Annotated in this window: 20 protein-coding genes; 18 read left to right on the forward strand and 2 right to left on the reverse strand. The window is 45.9% G+C overall.

Annotated features, from left to right (window positions below):
• Positions 1-138: 138 nt before the first annotated feature.
• Positions 139-1,767 (forward strand): malate synthase A, encoded by a 1,629-nt coding sequence (gene aceB / locus ACWPOD_RS18150; protein WP_185090745.1) that lies wholly within the window; start codon positions 139-141, stop codon positions 1,765-1,767.
• A 120-nt stretch (positions 1,768-1,887) separates the two neighbouring features.
• Positions 1,888-3,201, forward strand: coding sequence for an isocitrate lyase (gene aceA / locus ACWPOD_RS18155; RefSeq protein ID WP_053808703.1), 1,314 nt, complete (start codon positions 1,888-1,890; stop codon positions 3,199-3,201).
• 124 nt (positions 3,202-3,325) lie between these two features.
• Here the strand turns inward: aceA and ACWPOD_RS18160 are convergent, their stop codons facing one another.
• On the reverse strand, positions 3,326-3,775 hold the full coding sequence (locus tag ACWPOD_RS18160; RefSeq protein WP_005391583.1) for a CBS domain-containing protein: 450 nt from the start codon (positions 3,773-3,775) through the stop codon (positions 3,326-3,328).
• A gap of 323 nt (positions 3,776-4,098) precedes the next feature.
• Between ACWPOD_RS18160 and ACWPOD_RS18165 the strand changes: the two genes are divergently transcribed.
• The 6 genes from ACWPOD_RS18165 (at position 4,099) to secF (ending at position 11,223) form a co-directional block, all read left to right on the forward strand.
• Positions 4,099-5,265 (forward strand): S1 family peptidase, encoded by a 1,167-nt coding sequence (locus ACWPOD_RS18165; protein ID WP_139059873.1) that lies wholly within the window; start codon positions 4,099-4,101, stop codon positions 5,263-5,265.
• Positions 5,266-5,535: 270 nt separating this feature from the next.
• Positions 5,536-6,588 carry a tRNA preQ1(34) S-adenosylmethionine ribosyltransferase-isomerase QueA gene (queA, locus tag ACWPOD_RS18170; RefSeq protein ID WP_046874341.1) on the forward strand — a complete coding sequence of 351 codons (1,053 nt, stop codon included), beginning with the start codon at positions 5,536-5,538 and terminating at the stop codon, positions 6,586-6,588.
• A gap of 150 nt (positions 6,589-6,738) precedes the next feature.
• Positions 6,739-7,887, forward strand: a complete 1,149-nt coding sequence (tgt, locus tag ACWPOD_RS18175; protein ID WP_005391577.1) for a tRNA guanosine(34) transglycosylase Tgt — start codon at positions 6,739-6,741, stop codon at positions 7,885-7,887.
• 166 nt (positions 7,888-8,053) lie between these two features.
• Complete coding sequence (gene yajC / locus ACWPOD_RS18180) at positions 8,054-8,383, forward strand: preprotein translocase subunit YajC (protein WP_005381725.1); 330 nt, start codon at positions 8,054-8,056, stop codon at positions 8,381-8,383.
• 21 nt (positions 8,384-8,404) lie between these two features.
• Positions 8,405-10,261 (forward strand): protein translocase subunit SecD, encoded by a 1,857-nt coding sequence (gene secD / locus ACWPOD_RS18185; protein WP_006741889.1) that lies wholly within the window; start codon positions 8,405-8,407, stop codon positions 10,259-10,261.
• Positions 10,262-10,275: 14 nt separating this feature from the next.
• Positions 10,276-11,223 carry a protein translocase subunit SecF gene (gene secF, locus ACWPOD_RS18190; protein ID WP_005391572.1) on the forward strand — a complete coding sequence of 316 codons (948 nt, stop codon included), beginning with the start codon at positions 10,276-10,278 and terminating at the stop codon, positions 11,221-11,223.
• A gap of 94 nt (positions 11,224-11,317) precedes the next feature.
• Here secF and suhB read toward each other — a convergent pair whose 3' ends face one another.
• Positions 11,318-12,121 carry an inositol-1-monophosphatase gene (gene suhB / locus ACWPOD_RS18195; RefSeq protein ID WP_047010191.1) on the reverse strand — a complete coding sequence of 268 codons (804 nt, stop codon included), beginning with the start codon at positions 12,119-12,121 and terminating at the stop codon, positions 11,318-11,320.
• A gap of 231 nt (positions 12,122-12,352) precedes the next feature.
• Here suhB and trmJ point away from each other — a divergent pair, with 231 nt between their 5' ends.
• The 10 genes from trmJ (at position 12,353) to pepB (ending at position 20,260) form a co-directional block, all read left to right on the forward strand.
• Entirely contained in the window at positions 12,353-13,072 is a 720-nt protein-coding gene (trmJ, locus tag ACWPOD_RS18200) for a tRNA (cytosine(32)/uridine(32)-2'-O)-methyltransferase TrmJ (RefSeq protein WP_006741887.1), read from the forward strand.
• 125 nt (positions 13,073-13,197) lie between these two features.
• Complete coding sequence (gene iscR, locus ACWPOD_RS18205) at positions 13,198-13,704, forward strand: Fe-S cluster assembly transcriptional regulator IscR (RefSeq protein ID WP_005381720.1); 507 nt, start codon at positions 13,198-13,200, stop codon at positions 13,702-13,704.
• A 28-nt stretch (positions 13,705-13,732) separates the two neighbouring features.
• Positions 13,733-14,947, forward strand: coding sequence for an IscS subfamily cysteine desulfurase (locus ACWPOD_RS18210; protein WP_005391556.1), 1,215 nt, complete (start codon positions 13,733-13,735; stop codon positions 14,945-14,947).
• 38 nt (positions 14,948-14,985) lie between these two features.
• On the forward strand, positions 14,986-15,369 hold the full coding sequence (gene iscU, locus ACWPOD_RS18215; protein WP_005381718.1) for a Fe-S cluster assembly scaffold IscU: 384 nt from the start codon (positions 14,986-14,988) through the stop codon (positions 15,367-15,369).
• Positions 15,370-15,439: 70 nt separating this feature from the next.
• Positions 15,440-15,763, forward strand: coding sequence for an iron-sulfur cluster assembly protein IscA (gene iscA / locus ACWPOD_RS18220; RefSeq protein ID WP_005391554.1), 324 nt, complete (start codon positions 15,440-15,442; stop codon positions 15,761-15,763).
• A 55-nt stretch (positions 15,764-15,818) separates the two neighbouring features.
• Positions 15,819-16,334 carry a co-chaperone HscB gene (hscB, locus tag ACWPOD_RS18225; RefSeq protein ID WP_012842113.1) on the forward strand — a complete coding sequence of 172 codons (516 nt, stop codon included), beginning with the start codon at positions 15,819-15,821 and terminating at the stop codon, positions 16,332-16,334.
• 21 nt (positions 16,335-16,355) lie between these two features.
• A complete protein-coding gene (gene hscA, locus ACWPOD_RS18230; RefSeq protein WP_456232112.1) occupies positions 16,356-18,209 on the forward strand; it encodes a Fe-S protein assembly chaperone HscA in 1,854 nt (617 codons plus the stop codon).
• A gap of 13 nt (positions 18,210-18,222) precedes the next feature.
• On the forward strand, positions 18,223-18,561 hold the full coding sequence (gene fdx / locus ACWPOD_RS18235) for an ISC system 2Fe-2S type ferredoxin (RefSeq protein ID WP_005391548.1): 339 nt from the start codon (positions 18,223-18,225) through the stop codon (positions 18,559-18,561).
• A 44-nt stretch (positions 18,562-18,605) separates the two neighbouring features.
• Complete coding sequence (iscX, locus tag ACWPOD_RS18240) at positions 18,606-18,800, forward strand: Fe-S cluster assembly protein IscX (RefSeq protein ID WP_005391546.1); 195 nt, start codon at positions 18,606-18,608, stop codon at positions 18,798-18,800.
• A gap of 161 nt (positions 18,801-18,961) precedes the next feature.
• Positions 18,962-20,260 (forward strand): aminopeptidase PepB, encoded by a 1,299-nt coding sequence (pepB, locus tag ACWPOD_RS18245; protein WP_048626046.1) that lies wholly within the window; start codon positions 18,962-18,964, stop codon positions 20,258-20,260.

A 20,260-nucleotide genomic window follows, 5' to 3' on the forward strand; every position in this document is an offset into this window, starting at 1 on the left:
ATAACATTACGCAATCTATCGACATGGCTAGACGAGTTGAACACAAAGTTAAAGGATGTAATTTGTTGTTCATAACTTACAAATGTAGCTTTACGCTGACTGCCCAAGATGGATAAAGCACGTTAAGGATGAATGATTATGCTTGCTCAGACAGAACAAAAAACACAACAACTAAAGCAAACCCAAGGCATGCTTGAGGTGAATGGAGTCGTTGCTCCAGAACATCAAGCAATTTTCCCTGTTGAAGCCCAAACCTTTTTATCTCTGCTGTGTGAAAAATTTGCCGAACGTGTTGAGCAGTTGATGGAAGCACGAGAAGAGAAGCAAGCGCGTATCGATGCAGGTGAACTGCCAGACTTTTTACCAGAGACACAAGACATCCGTGAAGGAAGTTGGAAGATCTTAGGAATCCCACAAGATCTGCAAGATCGCCGTGTGGAGATTACCGGACCAACTGATCGCAAGATGGTGATTAACGCACTGAATGCGAATGTAAAAGTGTTCATGGCAGACTTCGAAGATTCAATGTCTCCAGCATGGAGTAAAGTGCTGGATGGGCAAGTGAATTTACGCGATGCCGTGAATGGCACCATCAGTTACACCAACCCTGGCAATGGCAAGCATTATCAGCTGGAAGATGACCCAGCGGTGTTGATCTGCCGTGTTCGCGGCCTTCATTTAAAAGAAAAACACGTTACGTGGCACGGTCAGATCATTCCAGGTGCGCTATTCGATTTCGCTCTGTACTTCTATAACAACTACAAAGCGTTACTTCAAAAAGGCAGCGGCCCTTATTTCTACATTCCGAAACTACAATCGCATCACGAAGCGAAGTGGTGGAGCGAAGTGTTCCATTTCACGGAAGACTATTTCGGTCTTGATACAGGCACCATCAAAGCGACTGTGCTGATTGAAACTTTACCAGCCGTATTCGAAATGGATGAGATTCTGTTCTCACTTAAAGAACACATCGTTGGTTTGAACTGTGGTCGCTGGGATTACATCTTTAGCTACATCAAAACCTTGAAGAAGCACCCTGAACGCGTACTGCCAGATCGCCAAGTGGTTACGATGGATAAGCCATTCTTGAACGCTTACTCGCGATTATTGGTGCGTACTTGTCATAAACGAGGTGCTTTCGCGATGGGAGGAATGGCCGCCTTTATCCCAGCGAAAGACCCGCAAGAGAATCAAAAAGTATTAGACAAGATCCAGACTGATAAATCGCTAGAAGCAAACAATGGTCACGACGGTACTTGGGTAGCTCATCCAGGTTTGGCTGACACCGCGATGGAAGTCTTTAGTGCTGTACTGGGCGAGCGCACCAATCAATTGGATGTGAGTCGTTCAGAGGATGCACCTATTACAGCGGCTGAACTACTTGAGCCTTGTGAAGGCGAGCGGACAGAAGCCGGAATGCGCCACAATATACGTGTTGCGCTGCAATACATAGAAGCTTGGATTTCTGGTAATGGTTGTGTACCGATTTATGGCTTGATGGAAGATGCGGCGACAGCTGAAATCTCTCGCGCTTCTATCTGGCAATGGATTCAACACGGCAAGTCGCTAGATAACGGATTGAAGGTCACTAAGGATCTGTTCGAGCTCTATCTAAAAGAAGAGATTGAAGTAGTGAAACAAGAAATTGGCGAGCAGCGCTACCAAGCGGGTCGATTTGAAGAAGCGGCAGACTTGATGGCAAGGCTCACTACGAGCGATGAGCTGACCAACTTTTTAACAGTTCCTGGTTATGACTACCTGGATTAATAAAGAATAACTGTAACACCAATAACGTGAAGGATTTTCAAGGCAGATAGGGAAGTACTGCCTGAGAACGGAAACTCAACGCACACGCATAAAGTGCAAATTATAAAGAGGGATAGACCAATGACTAACTTAACTCGCCGCCAACAAATTGAAGCTCTGGAAAAAGACTGGGCAACTAACCCGCGCTGGAAAAATGTAAAGCGTACATACACTGCTGAGGAAGTGGTGGAACTGCGTGGCTCTATGGTACCAGCTAACACAATTGCACAACGTGGTGCAGACAAACTTTGGTCACTGGTCAACGGTAGCGCGAAAAAAGGTTACGTAAACTGTCTGGGCGCGCTGACAGGCGGCCAAGCTGTTCAACAAGCTAAAGCTGGTATTGAAGCGATTTACCTATCTGGTTGGCAGGTAGCGGCAGACAACAACACCGCTTCAACGATGTACCCTGACCAGTCTCTATACCCAGTCGATTCTGTACCGTCAGTAGTAAAACGCATCAATAACTCGTTCCGTCGTGCAGACCAAATCCAATGGTCAGCAGGTAAATCGCCTGAAGATGAAGGCGGTATTGACTACTTCCTACCAATCGTAGCGGATGCTGAAGCGGGCTTTGGTGGTGTGCTTAACGCTTACGAGCTCATGAAATCGATGATCGAGGCAGGCGCAGCGGGCGTTCACTTTGAAGACCAGCTAGCATCGGTGAAGAAATGTGGCCACATGGGCGGCAAGGTATTAGTTCCAACGCAAGAAGCGGTACAAAAACTGGTTGCTGCTCGTTTAGCTGCTGATGTAGCGGGTACAACAACCTTGGTTATTGCTCGTACTGATGCGAATGCGGCAGATCTCATTACTTCAGATTGCGACCCATACGATAAAGACTTTATTGAAGGTGAGCGTACTCAAGAAGGTTTCTACCGTGTGCGTGCAGGTATCGACCAAGCTATCTCTCGTGGTCTAGCTTACGCGCCATATGCGGATCTAATCTGGTGTGAGACAGCAACGCCATGTCTAGAGGAAGCACGCAAGTTTGCAGAAGCGATTCATGCAGAGTACCCAGACCAATTGTTGGCATACAACTGTTCGCCTTCATTCAACTGGGAGAAGAACCTAGACGCAGAAACCATTGCTAAGTTCCAACAAGAGCTGGCTAACATGGGCTACAAGTACCAGTTCATCACGCTAGCAGGTATTCACAACATGTGGTTCAACATGTTCGAACTGGCACACGCTTATGCTCAAGGTGAAGGTATGCGTCATTATGTTGAGAAAGTTCAGCGTCCTGAATTCCAGGCGGCAGAAAAAGGCTATACATTTGTTGCACACCAACAAGAAGTAGGTACAGGTTACTTCGATAGAATGACCAATACTATCCAAGGTGGTAACTCTTCAGTGACCGCATTGACAGGTTCGACCGAAGAAGACCAATTCTAATTGGCAGAGAAACACTTCCTTAATCAGCGTCAGTAATGGCATTTTGAGCGGCAACCCTGCCGCTCTTTTTTCGTTTAATACGTTTAAGAAACGAAATTTACACCCAAGATAACGCGTTTGCGTATTATTCTTCTGGCTCGATTTCTTCGGGTTCCACTTCTTCTTGCAGTTCCAATAAGTTAATCGCAATGGTCACAAAGTCACTGTCAGTAATGATGCCTACCAATCGACCCTTGGTGACAACAGGTAAACAGCCAACTTTGTGCTTTTGCATATAGATAGCGCTCTCTTTGAGCCCCGCGATGGGTTCGGCCGTCATGATGTTGGTGTGCATCATTTCGTAGAGCGGTGTATCTAGAGTAAAAGATTGTTCAGCCTCATCTGGGTGCAAGCTCGATTCTTGAGCAGCAAGAATGTCGCGTTGAGTCACCAAGCCTTGTAAGTGGTTATTGGCATCAACAACCGGAATATGTCGAATATCAAGCGCATCCATCATGCTTTTTGCATCACGCAAGGTGTGCGTGCGCAGTAAGGTATGAGGATTACGAGTCATCATGTCTTCAACCTTGATCATAGAGACCTCCAGCGGCATTGTCCTTCTCTTAAATATAGAGAATATTTTTCTGTATATCTGGGAGCTAACTCGTTTTTCATCAATTAAATAGCACAATACACTTGCGCTTCTTTTTGTCTGCGTAATCTGTGTCTTATCGACGTTTTTATTAATTTGAATAAGTCGGTTTGTGTGCGAGTCAGTTGGCATTTTGGGTTGATATTGAATGGACCGCCAAGGTAATCCAATGAATTGAATCGCACATTTTTATTCGCTGGATTTTCCAAGATTCGTCTCTCGAAGAAGATACGTTCAGGCTTACCAAATTGAAGACAGCAACCTAAATGAAAAGAACAACGTGTAACAAACTCATTGCGCTGGCAGTGGCGGCATTCAGTGTGCAATCAGCACAGGCGATTGTGTTAGGAGATGAACTAACCGACTCTGTTGATCGTGTTACTTTACGAGCAAGTAATATGGCAGAGTTCCCACTGTGTGGCGGCACCATGCTGACGGAGCAGTGGGTGTTGACTGCGGCACACTGCGTGGTAATGGGGCAGGGAACGAATGAAGCCAGCTACTATGTGACCCCGCCGGGCGAGTTGTCGGTGAATGCGAATGTGCATGAACTTAATTCAGCAGGGCTTGATAACTTCTATCCGGTGTCTCACGTTGTGGTTCACCCTGATTACACGCGGATTTCAAAAGCTGAGACTGACAGTAGTGGTAACGTGAAACCTATCCAAACCGGTTTAGACTCAGACATCGCGTTGCTGTATCTCACGCGCCCAGTGGCAAACGCGAGCTTTGCTGATTTAGCAAACAAAGCCGACATGGAGAGTATCGAAGCGCGTTTGGCAGTGGATTGGAACGATAATTACCTGACCAATCAACGTGTCGAAAATGTGCAAGTGTTTGGGTGGGGGACCACTCAGCCGGATGCTTCTGAACCTTCCAATACGCTCAAAACCACCATTAGTACATTTTTACCCATCGACAAATGTTATGAGCGTTTAGAAATTGGCAGCAGTTTTCCGGGGATCATCGACTCAAGAGAAAACCAAACCAAAATTTGTACGCTACCAACGAAAAACCGAGTATTAGAGCCGGATAGCCACACCCAATATGGCAACTCTGCATGTAAAGGTGACAGTGGGGGGCCGCTGGTCGATGTGGCGACGGGAAAACAGATTGGTATTGTTAGTGGTGGACCTCTCATTCTTCCGACTTGTGGCTCTTTGACGATTCCAAGTTTCTACACCAAGGTGAGCCAATATTACGACTGGGTACAGTCTTACATTACTGCCGATGCGCCACCAAGTAGCTACATCATTGCACCGAACTTTATTAAAGAGGCTAATAACGAAGTCGGCGGAGATAAAGAGTGTCACGACGGTATCGCAACTAATAACTGTGATTTCAAAGGGTCAGATGATGATGGTGGCAGTTTGGGTCTGTGGCTATTGGGTCTATTCGTACCCTTGGCGTGGTGGCGAAGGCGTGAGGTTTGATAGGGCGATTTGAATACCAAACGAGTAAGCAGCGTTATGCGCTGCTTTGCTTTTTAATGTTCCATTTCTTTCGACTTAAACTGAAAAATAATGCCAAGTGATCGCGGTTTTTCACGTTTTATTACACTCTTCATCATGGCTTTTACAGTGATATTCTGGGGATTTGCTTGCTATTGCAGCATGTAAACATATACTAGTCTGCTGCGAAAAACTCGTCGCAATTTTATCGTCGTCCTAGACGTGATTTGACCAATATATAAGACAAGTAACATGCAAGTATCAGATTTCCATTTCGACCTTCCAGATGAACTTATCGCTCGTTACCCTCAGCCAGAGCGTACCGCTAGCCGACTATTACAAATGGACGGCAATACCGGAGAGCTAATTGATGGCACATTTACTGATGTATTGGGCCAAGTTCAACCCGGTGATCTCGTGGTGTTTAATAATACTCGTGTTATACCTGCTCGTCTTTTTGGTCGTAAAGAGTCGGGTGGTAAGCTAGAGGTGCTGGTGGAGCGCATGCTTGACGAGAAAAGCATCCTCGCGCACGTTCGCTGCTCTAAATCTCCAAAACCAGGTACGACCATCATTGTTGGCGAGAATGATGAATACTCAGCAGAAATGGTGGCGCGTCATGACGCTCTATTTGAACTGAAATTTAACGCTGATAAGACGGTATTAGAAATTTTGGAAGAAATCGGCCACATGCCGCTTCCTCCTTACATTGACCGCCCAGATGAAGATGCAGATAAAGAGCGTTACCAAACCGTATATAACCAGAAGCCAGGCGCAGTAGCGGCGCCGACAGCGGGTCTTCATTTTGATGATGTTCTACTAGAGAAAATTAAAGCGAAAGGCGCAGAGTTTGCTTACGTCACTTTGCACGTTGGTGCTGGTACATTCCAGCCAGTAAAAGTAGAAAACATCAACGATCACCATATGCACGCTGAGTACGTAGAAGTACCGCAAGAAGTCGTCGAAGCAATTAAAGCGACGAAAGCGCGCGGTGGACGAATTATTGCTGTTGGTACTACATCGGTACGCTCACTTGAAAGCGCAGCGCAAGACGCATTGAAAAAAGGGACTGAGTTGGTCCCATTCTTTGGTGATACAGAAATCTTTATTTTCCCTGGCTACGAATATCAGCTTGTGGATTGCTTGATTACCAATTTCCACTTGCCAGAATCCACACTGATCATGTTGGTGAGTGCATTTGCAGGTTATGAGAACACCATGAATGCTTACAAGCATGCGGTAGAAAACAAATATCGCTTTTTCTCATATGGTGATTCAATGTTCATCAAGAAGAAAACGATTTAGTAAAAAATAAGATTTACGAGTGCTAGCAGTAAGCTAGGAAATAGAGCAGAACCTCTGCTTTATCTCTCGCAAGGAAAAGCGACCGCTCCTTAAAGTAGGGTAGAGCCCTAAACACTCAGTCAGACTGTTTCTCTGACACCCGGAGGCATCGTGAAATTAAAATTCGATCTTAAGAAGAAAAACGGCAATGCGCGTCGTGGTCAACTGACTTTCGAACGTGGCACTGTTCAAACCCCAGCGTTTATGCCAGTTGGTACTTACGGTACGGTTAAAGGCATGACGCCAGAAGAAGTGAAAGGTACGGGCGCAGAAATCCTACTAGGTAACACGTTCCACCTTTGGCTGCGTCCAGGTCAAGAAGTCATGAAAATGCACGGCGACTTGCATGATTTTATGAACTGGCACGGTCCTATTCTTACTGATTCAGGCGGCTTCCAAGTATTCAGCCTTGGCAAGATGCGTACTATTACCGAAGAGGGTGTGCACTTCCGTAACCCAGTTAATGGTGACAAGATTTTCATGGACGCAGAAAAGTCGATGGAAATTCAAAAAGACCTAGGTTCTGACATCGTCATGATTTTTGACGAGTGTACGCCATACCCAGCGACACACGATGAAGCGAAGAAATCGATGGAAATGTCGCTACGTTGGGCACAGCGCTCACGTGATCACTTCGAGAAGCTAGAAAACCCGAACAACCTGTTTGGTATTGTTCAAGGTGGTGTTTACGAAGATCTACGTGATGTGTCGGTAAAAGGTCTAACGGAAATCGGTTTTGACGGTTACGCGGTTGGTGGCTTGGCAGTAGGCGAGCCTAAAGAAGATATGCACCGTATTCTTGAGCACACTTGTCCGCAGCTTCCAGAAGACAAGCCTCGCTACTTAATGGGCGTGGGTAAACCAGAAGACTTGGTTGAAGGTGTTCGCCGTGGTATCGACATGTTTGACTGTGTAATGCCAACGCGTAACGCGCGTAATGGTCACCTGTTTGTGACTGGTGGTGTGATCAAGATCCGTAATGCGAAACATAAAACGGATACAACCCCGTTGGATCCGCACTGTGACTGTTACACTTGTCAAAACTACAGTAAATCGTACCTTCATCACTTAGAGCGTTGTAATGAAATTCTGGGTGCTCGTCTGAATACGATCCACAACCTACGCTACTACCAGCGTCTGATGGAAAGTATTCGTAAAGCGATTGATGAAGATCGTTTTGATGAGTTTGTTACCGAGTTCTATGAGCGTCGTGGCCGTGAAGTGCCACCACTAGCAAAAGAACAGTCATTGACGGACTAAAAAGAATTAAAGCCTTTGGCATGTCGCCAGAGGCTTTTGCTAATAAAGTAGGCTAACGCACGTTATTTTTGAGAGAGTGATCGCTATTAGTTACTCTCAGACTTGAATCTAAAATGCGAAAGCCCAACTTGTTGGATTATCAATAAAATATAATGAGGATGTTTTAATGTTTATTTCTCAGGCTCACGCAGCAGCAGAAGGCGCGCCAGCAGGCGGTGGTTTTGAAATGCTAATCATGCTTGGCATGTTCGCAGTGATCTTTTACTTCATGATTTACCGCCCACAAGCGAAACGTGTAAAAGAGCACAAGAACCTAATGGCTTCTATGGGCAAAGGCGACGAAGTTCTAACTAGCGGTGGCCTAGTGGGTAAAATCACTAAGATTGCTGAAGACAATGACTACATTTCAATCGAGCTTAACGCGAACAATGAAGTGGTAATCAAGAAAGACTTCATCACTGCAGTGTTGCCAAAAGGTACGCTTAAGTCTCTATAAAACAGCTAAAGGATCCTCGCTGTGCTAAACCGTTATCCATTATGGAAGTACTTGATGGTATTTTTTGCCATCATCACCGCTGCGTTATACGCACTTCCAAATATCTACGGTGAAGATCCGGCTATTCAAGTTACAGGGGCGCGTGGCGCCTCTGTAGATATGTCAACGCTGGATGCTGTCACTACTGCTCTTGATAAAGAGCAACTCTCTCATAAATCCATTGCTTTAGAGAATGGATCAATTCTTGTTCGTTTTAACGACACTGACACGCAAATCAGTGCTCGTGATGTCATCAGCGAAGCGCTTGGCAAAGACACAATTGTTGCACTTAACCTTGCTCCTTCTACACCCGATTGGCTAGAAGCGATTGGCGCGTCACCATTAAAGCTGGGTCTTGACCTTCGTGGTGGTGTCCACTTCTTAATGGAAGTAGACATGGACGCTGCGATGGAAAAGCTCGTTGGTCAGCAAGAAGAAGCTTTCCGTAGCGAACTTCGTGAGGCAAAAATTCGTTATCGTGCTATCCGCCCTTCTGGCAAAGAAGCGGTAGAGGTTCTGCTACGTAACGAAGAGCAATTAGCAGAAGCGAAAGCAATGCTAGAAAAGAATCACCCGGACATGCTCTTTGTCGAATCTGATTCAAATGGCCGTTACGCTCTTACTGCGACCTTTACCGAGCAACGTTTACAAGAGATCCGTAACTACGCTGTTGAGCAAAACATTACGATTTTACGTAACCGTGTAAACGAGCTAGGTGTTGCAGAGCCTCTCGTTCAACGTCAAGGTGCAAGTCGAATTGTTGTTGAGCTTCCTGGTGTTCAAGATACTGCTCGTGCAAAAGAGATTCTAGGTGCGACTGCAACGCTAGAATTCCGTGAAGTTGACGATAAAGCTGACCTATCCGCGGCAGCAAATGGTCGTGCGCCAGCAGGTAGTGAAATCAAAATGGACCGAGACGGTCGTCCGGTTGTGCTTAAGAAGCGTGTTATTCTTGGTGGTCAAAGCATTACGGATGCAAGCTCAAGTGTCGATGAATACGGTCGTCCACAAGTTAACATCTCGCTAGACAGCGAAGGTGGTAACAAGATGTCAGCGTTCTCTAAGAAGAACATCGGTAAGCTAATGGCTACCGTGTTTGCTGAGTACAAAGACAGTGGTCGTCGTACGCCAGAAGGCAAAGTCATCCTAGATAAGCATGAAGAAGTCATCAACCAAGCGACGATTCAATCGGCTCTTGGACGTAACTTCCGTATCACGGGTATAGACTCCGCAGCTGAAGCGCACAACCTTGCACTTCTATTACGTGCTGGTGCACTGATCGCACCTATCTCTATCGTTGAAGAGCGTACTATTGGTCCATCAATGGGCCAGCAAAACATCGATATGGGTATCCAAGCGTGTATCTGGGGTATGGTTGCCGTAATGCTGTTTACGCTGCTTTACTACCGTGGCTTTGGCTTGATTGCCAACATCGCTCTAATGGCTAACTTAGTGTTGATCATTGGTGTTATGTCGATGATTCCAGGCGCTACCATGACGCTTCCGGGGATTGCCGGTATCGTGTTAACGGTCGGTATGGCGGTTGATGCGAACGTACTGATCTTCGAGCGTATCCGTGAAGAGCTTCGTGATGGGCGTAGTCCACAACAAGCTATTCACCAAGGTTACGCGAATGCATTCAGTACGATTGCCGATGCGAACATCACGACACTGATTACTGCAATTATCCTATTTGCAGTCGGTACTGGTGCAGTGAAAGGTTTCGCGGTTACTCTATCTATCGGTATCTTAACTTCAATGTTCACCGCCATTATTGGTACACGTTGTATCGTGAACCTGATTTACGGTGGCAAACGCGTTGATAAATTGTCGATCTAAGGCTGGGAATTAATATGTTTCAAATTCTAAAAGCAGAGAAGACGATCGGCTTTATGCGTTGGTCGAAAGTAGCATTCGTTTTTTCAATCTTTATGATTGCTGCTTCTATCTTCACTTTGTCAACTAAGTGGCTAAATTGGGGCCTAGACTTCACTGGCGGTACGCTAATTGAAGTTGGCTTTGAAAAACCTGCGAACCTTGAAAAAATCCGAACCGCTTTAGATGCGAAAGGTTTTGGTGATGCGACAGTACAAAACTTCGGTAGTGCTCGTGAAGTAATGGTTCGTCTTCGTCCACGTGATGACGTTTCTGGTGAAACGCTGGGCAACCAAATCATTGGTGCTATCAAAGATGGTACTGGCGAAAGCGTAGAAATGCGTCGTATTGAATTCGTAGGTCCTAACGTTGGTGATGAGCTAACAGAAGCTGGCGGTCTAGCGATCCTCGTGTCGCTGATCTGTATCCTGCTTTATGTCTCGATGCGATTTGAATGGCGTCTAGCGGCTGGTGCGGTTATGGCATTGGCTCACGATATCATTATCACGTTAGGTGTTTTCTCATTCCTACAAATAGAAGTTGACCTAACCATCGTCGCGGCATTATTAACGGTAGTCGGTTACTCGCTCAACGATACCATCGTTGTGTTTGACCGTATCCGTGAAAACTTCCGTAAGATGCGTAAAGGTGAGCCAGCCGATATCATGGACGCTTCAATCACCCAAACGTTGAGCCGTACGTTGATTACCTCGGGTACAACATTGTTCGTGGTAATTGCACTGTTCATGCAGGGTGGTGCGATGATTCACGGCTTCGCAACCGCACTTCTACTTGGTATCACTGTAGGTACTTACTCTTCTATCTACGTAGCATCAGCACTAGCGCTAAAACTGGGCATCCAGAAAGAGCACTTGATGCCACCTCAAGTAGAAAAAGAAGGCGCAGAGTTCGACGAAATGCCATAAGGCAGGTTGAGAGTCGAAAACAAAAACCGCCCCGCTCATTGAGCGGGGCTTTTTAAAGTCATCAGCGTGACGGGCTAAATATGACTTTCAAATCTTACTTAAGGATCGCGCTGTTACCGTTTTCGCGGATGTGCTTAAGGATAGATTTTACGCCACGAGCGCTTGAAGCAACAATGTTACCAGACTTCATGTACTCAGTGCCGCCAGCAAAGTCAGTTAGGATTGCGCCAGCTTCACGAGCAATAAGCTCACCTGCTGCCATATCCCAAGGTTTTAGACCTAGCTCGAAGTAACCATCAACACGGCCAGCAGCCACGTAACATAGGTCAAGAGCAGCAGAGCCGCTACGACGGAAATCAGCACATTCAGTGAATAGCGCACCAACGATCTTGATGTAAGACTCAGCGTGTTGTTTCTGTTTGAATGGGAAACCAGTAGCTAGAACAGTACCTTGAAGGTCTTTTAGTTGAGCAACACGGATACGCGCACTGTTTAGTTGAGCGCCTGCACCACGTTGTGCAGTGAATAGCTCGTTTTGCATTGGATCGTAAACACAAGCAACTTCAGTTTTGCCTTTGATACGAACTGCGATAGAAACCGCGAAAGTTGGGTAACCTTTTACAAAGTTAGTGGTGCCATCCAGTGGGTCGATGATCCATTGTACGTCTTTATCTTTACCTTCGATAAGACCTTGTTCTTCAGCAACGATACAGTGCTCAGGGTAAGACTGCTTGATAGTATCGATGATGATGTATTCTGCTTCTTTATCTACATTAGTGACAAAGTCATTAGTGCCTTTAAGAGTAGATTCTACTTTATCAGTGTTTTCTAATGATTTAGCAATATGATTGCCTGCCTTTCGCGCAGCGCGAATAGCAATGTTTAGCATTGGATGCATACGAATTTCCCAACGGATGTTAAAGAACAAATGAAAGCGGCGGCGAGTATACCAGAGATCAGTAAAAAGGGAAGTGGTTATTTTTTGTTCTAAAGTCAGTGGTTTTATTGTATTTAGCTTGAGGCGAACGAGAACAATGACCAAGAATGAGAAGAGAGCCCTGCTTCGCCCTAGGGTGTGTTAAAAAACTATGGTAACATTCTGCGGTTTTAATTTAGGTAGCAAACACAGATGTTGGATCAAGTAAAAATTGTACTCGTAGGTACCTCTCATTCAGGCAATATTGGCTCAGCAGCTCGAGCTATGAAAGTGATGGGTTTGAGCCAACTAGTATTAGTCGATCCACAATGTGAAGTGGATGAACAAACTCTTGCTTTGGCTGCGGGTGCTGGTGATATTGCTCAAAATGCAAAGATTGTCGGCACATTAGAGGAAGCGGTTGAAGATTGCAGCCTCGTGGTGGGCTCCAGTGCTCGCTCTCGTACATTAGAATGGCCAATGCTTGAGCCACGTGAATGTGGTGAGAAATTTGCGGTTGAGGGTAGAAAACATCCTGTCGCGCTCGTGTTTGGTCGTGAAAGAACTGGTCTAACAAACGAAGAGCTGCAAAGGTGTCACTACCATGTTTGCATTCCTGCTAACCCTGAATACAGCTCGCTTAACCTAGCTATGGCCGTACAAACTCTGAGTTACGAAGTACGAGTTGCGCATTTGAACTTAGAGCAAAGCCAGTTTGCCCCAAATGAGCCGGAAGAGTACCCACGTCATAGAGAGCTCGAAATGTTCTTCGAGCATCTTGAAAAGGTGATGGTTGAGACCCAGTTTATCAATAAAGAGCAACCAGGGCAGGTGATGAATAAATTGCGTCGCTTGTTCTCTCGTGCTCGGCCAGAAACCCAGGAGCTCAATATTCTACGCGGTATTTTGACCTCGATAGAAAAGAAGTTCTGAATAAAGAATAACCACTTTAGGTGTAAGGATGAATACCTGAGTAAAATGGTCAAATAAATACTTGACCAAATTACTCAGGTATGGAAAAATCTTAACCATTACAAACCATGTGGATACGGTGTGGTATGAAACTTACATCTAAAGGAAGATATGCGGTGACAGCCATGCTGGATGTGGCACTGCATTCGCAACAAAACCCTGTACCTCTTGCTGACATCTCAGAGCGTCAGGGGATCTCGCTCTCTTACTTAGAGCAGCTATTTTCAAAATTGCGTAAAGCAGGTCTCGTTGCCAGCGTTCGTGGTCCTGGTGGTGGTTACCGACTTGGTGCCGACGCACACAGTATCGCTATTGGTACCGTGATTGCAGCCGTAGATGAGTCAGTCGATGCAACCAAATGCCAGGGCAAAGGAGATTGCCAAGGTGGAACACGTTGCCTTACTCACACGCTATGGCGCGACTTAAGCTCTCGCATTAGTGACTTCTTGAATAACATCACTCTTGGTGAGTTGATGACAGACAATGAAGTCCTCGAAATTTCTGATCGTCAGGACATTGATCTGGCGGTAACCCATGGGCTATCAAACAAAAATACAACCGCCGCGCCCATCGGTGTAAACGTCCGCTCTTAGCGGTCAGCTTTTTACATTGGAGTAGAGAATGAAACTGCCGATTTATCTTGATTATTCCGCTACATGTCCAGTTGATCCACGTGTTGCTGAAAAAATGGTTCAGTACATGACAATGGATGGCACATTTGGCAACCCAGCGTCGCGTTCGCACCGTTACGGCTGGCAGGCAGAAGAAGCGGTCGATACTGCTCGTGAGCAAATTGCTGACCTTCTAAATGCAGATCCTCGCGAAATCGTATTTACATCTGGTGCGACAGAATCAGACAACCTTGCTATTAAAGGTGCAGCGCACTTTTACTCGAAGAAAGGCAAGCACGTAATCACTTGTAAAACAGAGCACAAAGCCGTTCTTGACCCATGTCGTCAACTTGAGCGTGAAGGCTTTGAAGTGACTTACCTTGAGCCAGAATCAAATGGCTTGATCGATCTAGAGAAGCTTAAAGCGGCAATGCGTGATGACACAGTGCTTGTGTCTATTATGCACGTAAACAACGAGATTGGTGTGGTTCAAGACATTACAGCGATCGGCGAATTGTGTCGTGAGCGTAAAATTGTTTTCCACGTGGATGCAGCGCAATCTGCAGGTAAATTACCAATCGACGTTCAAGAGATGAAAGTTGACCTAATTTCGCTTTCTGCTCACAAAGTTTATGGCCCTAAAGGTATCGGTGCACTTTACGTTCGTCGTAAGCCTCGTATTCGTCTTGAAGCGCAAATGCACGGTGGCGGCCATGAGCGTGGTTTCCGCTCTGGTACACTTCCTACCCACCAAATCGTTGGTATGGGTGAAGCATTCCGCATTGCAAAAGAAGACATGCAAAAAGATTACGATCACGCTTTAGCGCTTCGTAACCGTCTTTTTGATGGCGTGAAAGACTTAGAAGCAGTGACGGTAAACGGTGACCTTGAGCAACGTGTACCACACAACCTAAACATCAGCTTCGCATTCGTAGAAGGTGAATCACTACTAATGTCGCTTAAAGATCTAGCGGTATCTTCTGGTAGTGCTTGTACGTCTGCAAGCCTTGAGCCTTCTTACGTTCTTCGTGCCCTTGGCATGGATGATGAATTGGCTCACAGCTCGGTTCGTTTCTCGTTTGGTCGTTTCACGACTGAAGAAGAAATTGATTACGCAATTGAACAAATCCGCGTTGCAGTGACTAAGCTACGCGACATGTCTCCTCTATGGGATATGTACAAAGAAGGGATTGATTTGAGCACTGTTGAATGGGCTCACCATTAATCTCAGGGATTGAAATAGAGGATTCGAGGTAATTTATCATGGCATACAGCGAAAAAGTAATTGATCACTACGAGAACCCACGTAACGTTGGTTCATTCGATAAAGAAGACCCATCAGTAGGTAGCGGCATGGTTGGCGCTCCAGCTTGTGGTGACGTAATGAAGCTTCAAATCAAAGTGACACCGGAAGGTATCATCGAAGATGCGAAGTTCAAAACATACGGTTGTGGTAGTGCAATCGCATCAAGCTCACTAGTAACTGAGTGGGTAAAAGGCAAGTCAGTTGATGAAGCAGCAGCAATTAAAAACTCTGAAATTGCTGAAGAGCTAGAGCTTCCACCAGTGAAAGTTCACTGTTCAATTCTTGCTGAAGATGCAATCAAAGCAGCGGTTGCAGACTACAAGAAAAAACACCAAGAATAATTATTCCGTAATATAATGGGAGCTTTGATGCTCCCATTCCAATCGAAATTTAGACAGACTAAGGTGCAGTATGGCCATCACAATGACAGAATCAGCGGCAAGTCGCGTAAGAGCATTCCTAGATAACCGAGGCAAAGGTATCGGTTTACGTCTTGGAGTGAAAACGACTGGTTGTTCAGGCATGGCATATGTACTTGAGTTTGTTGATGAGCTTAACGAAGAAGATGAAGTTTTTGAACTCTCTGGAGTGAAAATCATCATCGACAAAAAAAGCTTAGTGTACCTAGACGGTACCGAATTGGATTACGTGAAAGAAGGGTTGAATGAAGGTTTTGAATTCAACAACCCTAACGCGAAAAGTGAATGTGGTTGTGGTGAAAGCTTCAACGTCTAATTGATTGTCCTTCTGGGCAAGCGAGTCCGGAAGGCTTTACTAGGACCCGAACTTAATGAATCACTTTGAATTATTTGGGCTACCAAGTCAGTTTAAGCTGGATGGTAGCCTTCTTTCTTCTCAGTTCCGAGAACTACAAAAACGCTTCCACCCGGATAACTTTGCAACGGGATCTGAACGTGACCGTTTGATGGCGGTGCAAAAGGCAGCGCAAATCAACGATGCCTATCAAGTTCTGAAAAATCCTATCTCCCGTGCCGAGTACATACTCGCAGAGCAGGGAGTTGAGATCCGAGGTGAACAGCAGACAATGCAAGATCCAATGTTCTTAATGGAGCAAATGGAGCTGCGCGAAGAACTGGAAGAAATTGCTGACAGCACCGATCCTGAATCGGCGCTTTTTGACTTCGATTCTAAGGTCAGCAAAATGTACAAACAGCATCTGGCAAGCGTCGAGCAAGAGCTTGATGATGGTCTTTGGGCTGAAGCCGCAGACCGAGTTCGTAAGCTAAAATTCATTGCCAAACTAAAGAACGAAATTGAACTAGTCGAAGACAAACTCCTCGGCTAGTTAGCGTGACAAGGACCTATCATGGCACTACTTCAAATCGCAGAACCGGGCCAAAGCTCGGCACCTCATGAGCATAAGTTAGCAGCGGGTATCGACTTAGGTACTACCAACTCTTTGGTTGCTTCTGTACGTAGCGGCGATGCAACTCCACTTGCGGACGAGCAGGGCCGTACTATTTTACCTTCAGTCGTTAATTACACTGAGGAAACGTTAACGGTTGGCCACGAAGCCAAAGCCAAAGCAGAGTTTGAACCAGAGAACACTATTATCTCTGTAAAACGTTTGATCGGTCGTTCATTAAAGGACATTCAGTCCCGTTACTCTTCACTTCCTTATCGTTTTAGAGAGAGTGAAAATGGTCTTCCGATCCTGCAAACGCCTCAAGGAGACAAAAACCCGATTGAAGTATCTGCGGACATTCTAAAAACGCTAGGTAAGCGAGCAGAAGAAACGTTAGGTGGTGAGTTAGCGGGTGTTGTGATCACTGTTCCTGCTTACTTTGATGATGCTCAGCGTGCAGGTACGAAAGATGCCGCGAAATTAGCTGGCCTTCATGTGCTCCGTCTTCTGAACGAACCAACTGCCGCGGCAATTGCTTATGGTCTAGACTCAGGCCAAGAAGGGGTGATTGCGGTTTATGACCTAGGTGGCGGTACATTTGATATCTCTATCCTACGTTTGTCGAAAGGCGTATTTGAAGTATTAGCAACAGGTGGTGACTCTGCGTTAGGCGGTGATGACTTTGACCATCTGTTAGCGGATTACCTAATGGAGCAAGCGGGTCTCGAAGCCCCACTTTCTGCTGAAAAAAACCGTACGCTACTGAACATTGCTACTGCGACTAAGATTGCTTTCTCTGAGCAAGACAGCGTTGATGTTGACGTGTTTGGCTGGAAGGGCACCGTTACTCGTGAGCAGTTCGAAGAGCTGATTCGCCCATTAGTGAAGAAAACACTAATGTCTTGTCGTCGTGCATTAAAAGATGCTGATGTTAACGCAGACGAAGTACTCGAAGTTGTCATGGTTGGTGGTTCAACACGCACATTGCTGGTTCGTGAAATGGTAGGCGAGTTTTTTGGCCGCACACCGCTAACAAGCATTAATCCTGATGAAGTTGTCGCAATCGGCGCGGGTATCCAAGCCGACATTCTAGCGGGTAACAAGCCTGATTCAGAAATGTTACTTCTTGACGTGATCCCACTGTCGCTTGGTATTGAAACCATGGGTGGTTTGGTTGAGAAGATCATCCCTCGCAATACCACGATTCCTGTTGCGCGTGCGCAAGAATTTACCACATTCAAAGATGGCCAAACGGCCATGAGTGTTCATGTGGTACAAGGTGAGCGTGAAATGGTTGATGATTGTCGTTCACTGGCTCGTTTCTCATTGAAAGGCATTCCACCGATGGCGGCGGGTGCGGCACATATTCGTGTGACTTACCAAGTTGACGCTGACGGTCTTCTTTCTGTTACGGCAATGGAAAAGAGCACCGGTGTTCAGTCAGAGATTCAAGTAAAACCTTCTTACGGGTTAAGCGATAATGAAGTGGCGGATATGCTGCGTGATTCAATGACTCACGCTAAAGAAGACATGCAAGCTCGTGCGCTAGCTGAGCAGCGTGTTGAGGCCGACCGTGTGATAGAAGGCTTGATTGCAGCCATGCAAGCTGATGGTGACGAACTACTATCAGAACAAGAGAAACAAGACCTGATAAAAGCCATCGAAGCCTTGATTGAGCTGCGTAATGGTGATGATGCAGATGCGATTGAGCAAGGCATTAAAGATACCGATAAAGCGAGCCAAGATTTCGCATCGCGCCGTATGGATAAATCGATTCGAGCTGCGCTGTCAGGTCAATCAGTAGACGATATATAAGAGATAAGTAGTTATGCCTAAGATTATTGTATTACCACACGACGATTTGTGCCCAGAAGGCGCAGTGTTGGAAGCAAACACTGGTGAAACCGTTCTGGACGTAGCGCTAAAAAATGGTATCGGTATTGAACATGCGTGTGAAAAATCATGTGCTTGTACCACCTGCCACGTGATCATCCGTGAAGGTTTTGATTCGCTAGAAGAAAGTGAAGAGCTGGAAGACGACATGCTGGATAAAGCGTGGGGTCTAGAGCCTGAATCACGTCTAGGGTGTCAGGCGAAAATTGCTGATGAAGACTTAGTGGTAGAAATTCCTAAGTACACGCTAAACCACGCTTCAGAAGATCACTAAAACTATCTTCCCAATATAGGGAAGAAGCAAAAGGAAGATGAGCAATGAAATGGACAGATTCTCGCGATATCGCGATTGAACTTTGTGACAAGTTTCCAGATGTTGATCCGCAAACGGTGCGTTTTACCGATCTTCATCAATGGATCATGGAGTTAGATGAGTTTGAAGATGACCCAAACCATTGTAACGAAAAGATTCTGGAAGCCGTTATCATGTGCTGGATGGATGAAGCAGACTAAGTCTGTAAAACACAGCCTAGTTAACAATTCTTACTAAAAAAAGCGGACCTTTAGGTCCGTTTTTTTATCCAATTGACATTTTTGCCCTACATAATGCTAACATCCGTGAGTTATTAAAAAGAAGCAGCGTAGGCAACGCTGCTATAAGACAAGGAGAAACCATGTCTACACAGATGTCTGTATTTTTAAGTCAAGAGTCGGCAGCACCACATTGGGGTGAAAAAGCACTGCTTTCATTCGCTGAAAACGGCGCAACCATTCATTTAGGTGAAGGTCACGATCTTGGTGCAATTCAACGTGCAGCTCGTCAGCTAGATGGCCAAGGAATTCGTTCTATTTTTCTTTCCGGTGATAACTGGGATTTAGAGAGCGTTTGGGCTTTCCACCAAGGTTACCGTAACCCCAAAAAACATGGCTCAGTTGAGTGGTCTGCATTGTCTGAAGAAGATCAAGCAGAGCTTCAAGCGCGTATTACCGCGACTGATTTTACCCGCGATATCATCAATAAAACCGCAGAAGAAGTTGCCCCTCGTCAGCTAGCGACAATGGCCGCTGAATTCATCAAATCTGTTGCGCCTAAAGGCACAGTGACAGCTCGTATCGTCAAAGACAAAGACTTGTTGGCAGAAGGTTGGGAAGGTATTTACGCCGTAGGCCGTGGTTCGGAGCGTACTTCTGCGATGCTCCAGCTAGACTACAACCCGACAGGTGACGAGAACGCACCAATATTCGCGTGTCTTGTCGGTAAAGGTATCACCTTTGATTCGGGTGGTTACAGCTTGAAGCCTTCTAACTTCATGAGCGCAATGAAAGCAGACATGGGTGGCTCAGGCACCATCACCGGTGGTCTTGCACTGGCGATTCTTCGTGGTTTGAACAAGCGTGTAAAACTGATCCTTTGTTGTGCAGAGAACATGGTTTCTGGTCGCGCACTCAAGCTTGGCGACATCATCACCTACAAAAACGGTAAAACCGTTGAAATCATGAACACCGATGCAGAAGGTCGTTTAGTGCTTGCTGATGGTCTTATCTACGCTAGTGAGCAAAAACCTGAGTTAATCATTGATTGTGCAACACTAACAGGTGCGGCGAAGAATGCGTTGGGTAATGATTATCACGCACTAATGAGTTTCGATGACGAGTTATCGCATCAAGCGCTCACTGCGGCAAACCAAGAAAAAGAAGGTTTATGGCCGCTACCACTTGCTGACTTCCACCGTGGAATGCTGCCGTCAAACTTTGCTGACCTATCGAATATCAGTTCTGGCGATTACTCTCCGGGTGCAAGCACAGCAGCAGCATTCTTGTCTTACTTCGTAGAAGACTACAAAAAAGGCTGGTTGCACTTCGACTGTGCGGGTACATACCGTAAAGCCGCGTCTGATAAATGGGCTGCGGGAGCTACGGGTATGGGCGTTCGTACACTTGCTCGTTTCCTCAATGAGCAAGCTGTTAAATAA

This window comes from Vibrio sp. JZG120, from assembly GCF_053890955.1.